At 52.3% G+C, this 9,158-nt stretch carries 12 protein-coding genes; 6 read left to right on the top strand and 6 right to left on the bottom strand.

Annotated elements, in window-relative coordinates; all coding sequences use genetic code 11:
* The 3 genes from H6F43_RS01140 to H6F43_RS01130 form a co-directional block, all read right to left on the bottom strand.
* On the bottom strand, window positions 1–620 hold a 620-nt coding region (locus H6F43_RS01140), incomplete at its 3' end, for a hypothetical protein (protein WP_190340191.1).
* A complete protein-coding gene (locus H6F43_RS01135; RefSeq protein ID WP_190340190.1) occupies window positions 617–1,102 on the bottom strand; it encodes a hypothetical protein in 486 nt (161 codons plus the stop codon). The genes H6F43_RS01135 and H6F43_RS01140, both read right to left, overlap by 4 nt.
* Before the next feature lie 39 nt (window positions 1,103–1,141).
* Window positions 1,142–1,513, bottom strand: coding sequence for a hypothetical protein (locus H6F43_RS01130; protein ID WP_190340189.1), 372 nt, complete (start codon window positions 1,511–1,513; stop codon window positions 1,142–1,144).
* Window positions 1,514–1,601: 88 nt separating this feature from the next.
* On the opposite strand from H6F43_RS01130, the gene H6F43_RS01125 reads away from it, so the two are divergent.
* The 6 genes from H6F43_RS01125 to H6F43_RS01100 all read left to right on the top strand — a co-directional run bounded on the left by H6F43_RS01125 (window position 1,602) and on the right by H6F43_RS01100 (window position 5,590).
* Window positions 1,602–2,318, top strand: coding sequence for a hypothetical protein (locus tag H6F43_RS01125; protein ID WP_190340188.1), 717 nt, complete (start codon window positions 1,602–1,604; stop codon window positions 2,316–2,318).
* Between the two features lie 127 nt (window positions 2,319–2,445).
* Window positions 2,446–3,615, top strand: coding sequence for a Rha family transcriptional regulator (locus tag H6F43_RS01120; protein ID WP_347272355.1), 1,170 nt, complete (start codon window positions 2,446–2,448; stop codon window positions 3,613–3,615).
* Complete coding sequence (locus H6F43_RS01115; protein WP_190340186.1) at window positions 3,612–3,881, top strand: hypothetical protein; 270 nt, start codon at window positions 3,612–3,614, stop codon at window positions 3,879–3,881. Before H6F43_RS01120 ends, H6F43_RS01115 begins: the two co-directional genes overlap by 4 nt.
* Complete coding sequence (locus tag H6F43_RS01110) at window positions 3,881–4,156, top strand: hypothetical protein (protein ID WP_190340185.1); 276 nt, start codon at window positions 3,881–3,883, stop codon at window positions 4,154–4,156. Before H6F43_RS01115 ends, H6F43_RS01110 begins: the two co-directional genes overlap by 1 nt.
* Window positions 4,147–4,383: a hypothetical protein gene (locus H6F43_RS01105; protein WP_190340184.1), complete on the top strand. Its 237-nt coding sequence runs from the start codon at window positions 4,147–4,149 to the stop codon at window positions 4,381–4,383. Before H6F43_RS01110 ends, H6F43_RS01105 begins: the two co-directional genes overlap by 10 nt.
* Before the next feature lie 187 nt (window positions 4,384–4,570).
* Window positions 4,571–5,590 (top strand): SppA protein, encoded by a 1,020-nt coding sequence (locus H6F43_RS01100; protein WP_190340183.1) that lies wholly within the window; start codon window positions 4,571–4,573, stop codon window positions 5,588–5,590.
* A 165-nt stretch (window positions 5,591–5,755) separates the two neighbouring features.
* Here H6F43_RS01100 and H6F43_RS01095 read toward each other — a convergent pair whose 3' ends face one another.
* From H6F43_RS01095 to H6F43_RS01085, 3 genes are all read right to left on the bottom strand, one after another.
* Window positions 5,756–6,244 (bottom strand): hypothetical protein, encoded by a 489-nt coding sequence (locus H6F43_RS01095; RefSeq protein ID WP_190340182.1) that lies wholly within the window; start codon window positions 6,242–6,244, stop codon window positions 5,756–5,758.
* Window positions 6,198–6,740: a hypothetical protein gene (locus tag H6F43_RS01090; protein WP_190340181.1), complete on the bottom strand. Its 543-nt coding sequence runs from the start codon at window positions 6,738–6,740 to the stop codon at window positions 6,198–6,200. The genes H6F43_RS01095 and H6F43_RS01090 overlap by 47 nt, the downstream gene beginning before the upstream one ends.
* A gap of 651 nt (window positions 6,741–7,391) precedes the next feature.
* The coding region (locus tag H6F43_RS01085; RefSeq protein ID WP_190340180.1) for a hypothetical protein at window positions 7,392–9,158 on the bottom strand (1,767 nt) is incomplete at its 5' end.

The raw sequence follows: 9,158 nt of genomic DNA, 5'->3' as shown, positions 1-9,158 counted from the left end.
TGAGGTGCAACGGGGTTCGAGTTAATCGCCGACGCTCTCACGTTGCCGCTGGTATCAACCCAGAGAAAGTAGCCTGCCGCCGCCGCGATCGCCCCTGCTTGCTCGATATAGCTTGACTCCAGCAGTCGAGGCGTTGCAGCGTGCAGGTAGCCCGGAACCTCGTCAATCAGCAGCGGCACGCCTGCAGCCGCCAACAAATTATTAATAATCTGCGTCCGCGTCGTTTTGGTGCCGAGGCAGATTTTAGAAGCGTCGCCCTTCGGCTCTCGGAAGCGCAGCAGCTCGAAGATATCGCCAAACTGAATCTCCAGCCGCCCTGCCTTGGGGTCGTAGCTGGAATCCAAAATAAACAGCGTCCCGCCCCTGGGGGGCAACCGCAGAGCTTGACTGTTATCAGCAATCCGCAGCCCGATCGGATTGCCACGCGCCCACCGGTCGCTGATCCGATCGTCAATACTCTCAAACGCTTCCGGGCGTCCCAGCGTCAAACTGCCCTTAAAGGTAATCAGCCCGGACTGGTCAATTTTGGAATCGCTACCTGCGAAAGAAATCAGCGGCTTGGTGCAGTCCAGCCCCGCGATCGTGATGGCGTACTGCCGAACTGACAGATTGATCGTCATGGCGCGACCTTATCCAGTTCCTTCAGCACAAAGCTGGTCTGGAATGGCTTCAAACCCGCTAGTTCAGTCGCCTTGGGCTGAAACATCCGCACCGAGAACCGTGCCGGATAGGTAATGCCGCCGCTGACGAACTGTGTGACCGTGCCGCCGGGAACGATCGCGCGGGTTCTGGCGTTGCTGTCCTCAATAACAGGCTGAACCGTGTCGTCGCACGCGATGCCGAAGTTTGTGGGAGGCTGCCGCCGCTTGCGCTCCGATCGAGCGTAGATAAATTGGAGCTGCTGCCACTCTGCCAGCGTTAGGAAAGCGTTGATCGTCCAGACGCGCTTTGGCTCGAATCCGGGACCATCTGCGACCGCAAACCCTGCCAGCGAGTAGGACACATCGCCTGTATCGGCATAGGTCACTTCGTAGCCGTTGGAGGCAAACTCGCTGATTCTGAGGCTGATACCGTCGATCGACAGAGCAAGGAAGCGGCGCATGGGGCAATACGGTGGCTGCCCCTTGGTGTTCCTACCTGACTAGAGCGATCGGAAAAACCAAAGCAGAACTGCCCAAAATACGCCAGCCAGAACAACGCCTTTTGCAACCTGATCTGTGATGTCAGGCATTTTGCGGCTTTTCAGTTCGGATCTAAGCTCCGTAAGTTCTTCTCTGACGCGAGCAAATTCGTTTCGCAATGCTTTTAATTCAGCGACAGCGGGATTTGCGCCTGTGTTAGCTGGCTTCTGTTGGGTCATGGGTCCTTCCAAGGGGTGCTTGCTCAAGGTGCCCAAAGCAAAACCGCGATCGCTACCCCTTGGAAGAGCGCGATCGCGGTTTTTGAGGCGACTGCCCATCCCGGTCAAAGTCTGTGGCGATCGCTTCGTCCCATATTGACAGAAAGAAACCATGTTTAACTTATCAAGAAGGCGGCGAATCAGATGACCCATAAGACTCCCGTGGGGTACGTTAAGCACAACGTTTACCCGGTCAAAGTAAATGAATGCCAAGAGTTTTGAAGCATTGGAAGCCCTTTTAGCTCAGAACGGTGCGCCTGTAGCTACTCCCAGTCTTGAGTCTGTAACCCGCAACTTCAGTGACACATCAAGGATTTTGGAAACTGCTTGTGCTGAATTAGAGCAGCGCATTCAGGCTTACAAAAGCAAAGCGGTTGCATGTCAAGCTGCGGCTAAATCTGCGTTTGAGAAGCAGGAGATGGGAGCAGTTTTTCAGAATTCTGTCGATCGTGCTGTTTGTGTAAAAATCGTGAGGTTGTTGGAGGTCCAACTCAAGCAGGCGAGAGTTTTGTGTCGTTTAATTCAGCAGCATGTTGCTGAATTAGAGCAGGTGGAAGTGATAGCGCAGGCTGCTCAGAAAGTGGAACCTGCTAATGGATCTGAAGGTGCGAGCTTTTCAGTGGAAAGCAGTATGGAAAGGTTTCGGCTCGGAGCAGCAAAGCTCAAGGAGATATCAGAACAGTTCAAAGCAGCGCAGATTGCTCGGGAGGAAACTGATCCCGATGTTGAGGAGGAAGCCGATCCTGATGCTGAACTTAGAGATCTTTTGCGAAGGGATACGGCTTCAATTTCTTGGATAAACGAGGAAGACCTAGACGAGATTATTTCTGCAATGTACGCAAAGATAAGGTCAATCGCGGATCAAAAGTTGAAGCGATCACGTCGAAGCGACTCTTCCCTTAATTCTCTGGGATGGTAGCCCAAAACAAAACCGCGATCGTTCAGTGAGGAACGATCGCGGTTTTGTAGTGCCGTCCGGAATTCCGGATTAGAACGGCAGAACGCGGCTGATCAGGTCATCTGAAACCAGTACAACCCATTCGCCGTTGTGGAAGCTGAGGGCGACTCTGCCAAGGTTGTGTCGTTCCTGCGAAGGCGCTCTAGTTGTTGATTCGCGTTTAATTGCTGAGGGGTTGGGAATCGAGCACAAGAACTTCCTGGCAACCCTAGACAAATTTTTGAGCAAGATTGAAGGCGCTTTTGGAGCTGTCGCGTTTGAAACGCGAGAGTTCAAAACCAAGCAGGGCAACACTTCTACAGAACGGATCGCCTTCCTCACCGAAGATCAAGCGACCTTCGTTTCTACCCTAAGTCGCAACACACCTCAAGTTGTTCAATTCAAAATCGACTTAGTTAAAGCCTTCTCCGCAGCTAGGCGACAGCTTCAGGGTGCATCGGTTGCAGAGACTCCATCCATCGATATGGGAATTCCCATATCGGAATCTGTCGATACCCTCATCACCGAAATCAATACCCTGTATGGGCAGTTTGAAGTCGTTGTTGAGCAGCTACCCAAAGCCTTACAGCTTGCCAAGGATATGGGCGATCGCCTGCTGCAACTCAAGGCAGTGGTAGGACACGGCAACTGGGAAGCCTTTCGCAAAGCCAACCTGAAAAACCCCCGCACCAATAAGCCGATGTCTTCCAGTGCCGCGACGCTGTATCAGCGCATCGCAGAGAACTGGGACCGCATCCGCGCTGCAAGCGTAGAAACCATTCGACAGGCGAACCAACTGCTTCGCGCCCTGCCTGCTGCTGGTGAAACGGGTCTGGACAAGCCGTCCAAACCTATGAAGTCCAAGCGTTCCAAGCCTGCCACAAAAGCCGTTGATCCCGTCAAGCAGATGGAAGCTGGCATTCGCATCATGAACCGCTACTTAGGCGGACCCGACGAAAACCAGAAAACGCTGCTGAAAGCGCGACTGATGACGCTGATGGTCGGACAAACCAGCCTGCCTTCTACCAGCAGCGACGATCGTCTGGAACTGCCCATCAGCGATCGTGCTGCCGAACTGGGGTACACGCTGGATCATCGGCAGTTGCTTCAGGCTGGACTGTTCGCCGCCCGCTTCTACCGAGAGCGCTACGGGGCAGAGCCGCCCAAACGTGAGCAAATCGTCGGAGGTGTCAGCCGCATGGTCAACTCCTACTCTGGCTCCGATATCGACCTATTAGACGCAGCGATTCAAGCCGTTGTGGAGGCGCAGCAATCATGACTCAGCAAATCATCATCAACCTGCCATCTGACATCCCCATGCCGCGCTACAAAATCGGCGATCGTGTTCTGGTTCGTCTGGAGAAAGAGATTGAAGGGCGCATCTGTGGCATGACCTACACCAGTCGTGATGTTGCCCTGAGTCAAGGCGTCAACGCGCCCGGATGGGACTACGACATCGAACTGCCTGCCTTTTCTCACGACGAACTCAAGTACATGGTGTCTGAGGAGCGAGTTCGCCCCGCACTGCCACAGGAGGTGTGCTAATGGATGATCTCGTATTTCCGCGTCGCTGTGAATGCGGCTGCTCCATTCCCCTCAGCACGCTTCAGGTCGAACTGCACTGTCTAGTCCTCCGGCACACGCTGCCAGAAGTTCTAGACCGACTCACCGACATGGTAGAGCAGCAAAGCAGGCTAGACGGGGATCTGGCATCACGGCAAGCTTGGGACCAGGTAGCGTTGCATCTAGAACGATCGGTCAAAGCTGCCTTAGCCGTCACATCACTCAAATCAGCAGCCGGAGGAGCGCTATGGCGTTAATCACCTTAACCCCTCCCAAGTTCCACACAGGGCAGCGAGTTCTGTCCCCCTACGAAGACACCGAAAGCGGTATCCACTACACCGAAAGCGGAGTCATTTTGGGAGCGCTGTATGTGTTTGAACCCAGCCGCTATGAAGGTGAAGCAGGCTGGCGCTACTGGGTTCAGTTTGAGCATCCCCGCACCTACTGTGATGTCATGACTGAAGAGTCGATTCAATCGCTCTAGCCACTGTCCAAAGCTCGATCGCCGCTCCAACCGGGGCGGCTTTTGCTATGCCTACAGCATTAGTTTGAAGCAGTCATTCAACAAAGGGTGTGTTACCGTAGAACGCTAGAGTTAATCTCGCTATCAGGTGTTGCGACCTCCGCAATACTTTTGACTCATTCTTGTAGTGCAGTAGGAGGATACTTCTTTGAGCGAAACTCTTGCTAAGGCAATTGCTAACGCAGTTAACCCGTTGGCTGAATCTTTAGAGGCAGACATATTCCTCTATAGTGCGCAAATCGCTAGAGAGTATGCCGACTGCTTGATTCAAGAAGCCCGAAGGATTGACAACCCTCGCAAGAATGCTGGGTTGATTTTGACGACTCATGGAGGAGACGCAGACGCCGCTTTTCAGATCATGCGGTTTTTGCAACGTCGGTACGACCAAATCACTTTGTTCGTATTTGGGCATTGCAAGAGTGCCGGAACGTTGATGGCGTTAGGTGCTGATGAAATCGTCATGTCCGACTTTGGAGAATTTGGTCCTTTGGACGTGCAGGTATCTAAGCGGGATGAATTGTTTTGGCGGGAGTCAGGTTTAGATATCCAGCAAGCGCTCGACGTGCTTGGAGCGCAAGCCTTCACGTACTTTGAGTCTTACTTCCTTGACCTCATTTCTAGTACCCAAGGAGGGCTTAGCACCAAAACTGCTGCGGATATTGCTAGTTCTATGGCGGTACAACTGCTCACTCCGGTTTCGACTCAGATTGATCCACTGCGGATAGGTGAAATGAATCGAGTCATGCAGATTGCACAGGACTACGGGAAGCGGTTGAGCGACACTCGTAGTAGACCTCTAACTCAAAAAGCGCTGCAAGCCATAACACAACTTAGCTCTGGGTATCACAGTCATAGCTTCGTGATAGACTTCGAGGAGGCAACACAGCTGTTTGAGAATGTTAGAGAGCCTACGGAGGCGGAACTCGCTGTAGAAAGGTTACTCTTAGGGTTGGTGCGGTCGCCTTTAGATCCAGGCATTATCAAGTGGATCGAGCCTGTAAGCGTGGATAGTCAAGAAGTGGGTGGGCAAGATGAACAGAACACAGACGAAGGAGCTAGTGAGAGAGCTTCGGAGGGAGCAGTTCCGGGAGACAATGGACAGAGTACGCGGCATGCAGAACCCTACGAACTCAGTACAGGAAACAGCAAGCTGTTTTCAAGCAATTGATCCCAGTTCTAAATCAAACGATTTAGAACAGCTTAATCATCTGTTGGCTCGCTGTGGTCGGCGTGGTACAGTCCTTTTGAAGAATCTGACCTGATCGTTGATAGTAATAGCCGCAAATAGCAAAAGCCGCTCCAACTGGGGCGGTTTTTTGTTGTATCTACATTGTTAAAAGCTTATTGAAGTATCCCCTTCAACAGAAATGACGCTGATTAGTGGATCAGCGTCATCAACCTTAGTCTTCGAGTCTTCAACAATTGAATCAATTTCTCGACTTAAATCTTTCGCAGGCGGCTGACTCCGAGGCTCGCCGTACTCTTCGTGAGTGTAGATCCAGAATAAGTAAACAAGTCGCTTTGGCTCACAAACAACATACAGCAGCCTACCGAATTTTGCAGCCCCTCGTAATCCTGGAAGAGATGACCACCGCTTCTTCCAGAATTCAAATCCCTCTTCTCTGCTGTTAGCAGGAAAGGCTTGCAGATCGGCATTATTAGGACGAGGATTGACGCAAAGCTCAGCTAGAAAATCCTCGAGTAGCCGCTCGAAAATAGCTCTTGATTTCTTGTCTCTTTTGTAGTGGTGTTTGATTAGGCTTTCGTAGGAAGTTTCAAACTTCCTCATCCGCACCACTTGATATACTTCGGAGCCACTCACGGGTATCCTCCGGTCCTAACTGAATCGCAGGAGTAGTCTTTAACTCTTCTAGGGTATCAGTTAAAACTTTTTGGTACAAAGGATCTTCTCGCTCAATCGCATCAAAAATATTGTCTATCAGACGATCTAGTGCTTCAACACACTCTAAAAGCGCATCTACCTCGCCTCTCTGTATTAAGACAAAGACTTGAACAGAAAATCTAACCTTGTGAACAAGTCTGTAGAAGAAGTTCTTATGCTCAGGCTCACGAACCAATGAGTAGGCAAGCCTCTTCCATTGCTCTCGCTCTTCAGGCTGCATCTGATGCCAGTCTCTACTTATAGAATCTGCTAATTCGTTAAGCGTCTGACAAAGCCTTACAAACTTTGAAGAGTTCTTATTTTGCCCTTGAGGACCAAACTCTGGAAAATGAGAAACTCTTCTCGGTAGGTGTCGAATCTCCCGCTCAATCTGCTCAAAACTAAGGTTATGGTTATTTAAGACAGCGGTTACCACCGTTTTAGCCCCTCCTTATTCGTTCCTGGTCAGAGCCGCAAGATACCTGGAACACAGTTATAAGTAGCTTGCAGTGATGATCAGGGGTATTTCCCAGGCGAACCTAGGAAGTCACAGTTGTAACTTAGTTGTAACAGTGTTTGACGCACCGCTACAAGCGTTTTGTGACGGATTCATTGCAAAATCATAGTATTTATTGCAGGAAAGTTGAATCTAAACGCCGTAGGCTTTTTCACGGGCTTTTGAGCAGCCAACCCACGCCAGGCTTGGCATTCAGCCATTCTGGAAGTCACAGGGTCTCTGCAAAATCGTTGCAGTTTTTGCAGAAAAAGCCCACGGCGTTTTGAGTGGGTTTTTGAGCTACTCCGCATCATCGACGCAGCTTGCTCAGCCAACCCGCGCCAGGCTTGACATTCGGCTACTTTAGAAGCCAGAAAGCCCCTGTAAAAAAGTTCCTGTAAAGTAGTCGAATCTTTGCAGAAAAAACCCATGGGTTTTGGGTGGGCTTTTTCATGGGCTTTTAAGCAGCCAACCTGCGCCAGGCTTGATATTCGGCTACTTTAGAAGCCACAGATTTTCTACAAAGTAGTCGCAGTTTTTGCAGAAAAAGGCCGTAGTTTTTTCGTAAAAATTTCATGGTTTTTGAGCCGCTTAACCTCGCATCAGTGAGGCTGCCTGCCCATTCTGGAAGTCGGCAAAATCGCTTACCGGGTCCTGAGAGGTAAAGCTGAGGCTTCTGGGTGAGTTCGCCAGCTTTGCAATATTGCTGTTCAGCAGGTCCAGCTTGGACCCTAAGAAGCCAACCAACTCCTGGCTGAAGGATTGCCCCTTACCCTCGCTTGGGGTAATGGTTGCCTTGCTGAAGTCTGGCTGAGGTATGGGAGGCGCGATCGCCCCCACACCAGTCGAGGGCGTCACGGTTAGCCCGCCGCCTGCGGTCATCCCCGACATTCCCGGCAGGTTGATCACGTTGCCTGCCTGCTGAGAGATGGGCTGCCGCGCCTGCATCCCAGACAGGTTGCCGCCTGCGTTGCGAATGTTGCTATAGGCGTCTAGTGCGTTTGGGGTAATAAAGCTGCTCGGCGCGTTGGGTGTCTTCCCGCCCAATTCGGCGATCGACAGCTCCTGGTTTTGCAGCCGCAGGAACTCATCCTCCGCCGTGTTCTCGCGCGTTTTCTGCTGTTCCAGCCTCAGCGCCTCCCGTCGCTGATCGGCGGTTTGATCAATCAGGCTGAGGCTTTCGCTGGCATCTCGCTGCCCTTGAGCCGCCAGCCCCACATCTGCGCCCGCTAGCTCTAAATTATTCTTCGCAAGCTGGATTTCCCTGGCATCGCCACCCTTCAGCGCTGTGTTGTAGTCGCGTTCGGCTTCATTGCGGGATTTCTCTGCTTCCAGGCGACCCCGATCGGCTTTTCGCTTCTCCAACCGTGCAGCAATCTGTTCGCGCTGGAGGTCCAGCTCTAAGAGCATTTGAGCCGTCTTAAACTCTTGCTCCTGAGCCGCAATTTTCTTGGCGGCGATTTCGTTCTCGATTTGCGCTTTCTGCTCGGCAATCTGCAGCTCTGTCGCGCTGGGGTCAACGCCGATCTGCTCCAACTGCCGCCGCGCCACTGCCTTCACCGCTGGGTCGGTGCTGTCGTCGTCAATTTTCTTCTTCAGCTCAGTGGCTCGATCAATGCTGCGCAACCGCGAGTCATCCACCGCTAGCGACGCTTCCGACTTGGCTTTACTCAGGCGCGCCTGCGCTTCAATTAGCTGCTTAGAGCGGTCTAGACTCGCCTGCTGCGCCTTGCTGAATTCCTCCTCCTGTTTGATTCGCGAGTCACGCAGCGCCTTGTAGGAGTCGCGTAGCTCCTTCTGGCGCTGGAGTTCGATATCCACGCGCTGATTGTTCAGGTCGGCTAATTTCTGCTGAAGAGAAATTTCTTCCTGTTCAAACTCCTTACGACTTCTACGCTTCTCGTTAAATAGCTTCTGGTTGTCGGCAAGTTCCTTCTGAACCAACTTCACCCGATCGTCAATCGCCCCTGCCTCAATCTTCTGAGTGACGCGGCTGAGCCGACGATCAGCAAACTCGCCCGTCACTGGGTCGGTGGCGTTGGGGTCGTTCAGCAACTCTCGCTTCGCCGCGATCGTTCGGGTCGTGGCGCTGCGGTTGATTGCCGCTTCTGCCCGCTGGTTAGCAAGCTGCAGCCCTTCGATAATCTTGCGGTTCACTGCCTCCTGCAGCGCCAATTCCTGCTCTGCCTTGCGGGTTTTCAGATCTGACAGGGAATTGGTCAGGTCGCGCTCCCGCTTCTCGAATTCTGCTGCCCCGATCGTTCCGGCTGCGAACTTGGCACGGAGTGCTGACAGCTGCTGCTCCTGGTTGATCTCAACGTTGCGCGTGGTCTGCAATTGGATTTTGGCAGACTCGAT

The sequence above is a fragment of the Leptolyngbya sp. FACHB-36 genome (genome assembly GCF_014695955.1).
Taxonomy (GTDB): domain Bacteria; phylum Cyanobacteriota; class Cyanobacteriia; order Leptolyngbyales; family Leptolyngbyaceae; genus FACHB-36.
The sequence above is the reverse complement of the archived record's forward strand: the minus strand, read 5'-3'. Positions and strand labels throughout refer to the sequence as shown.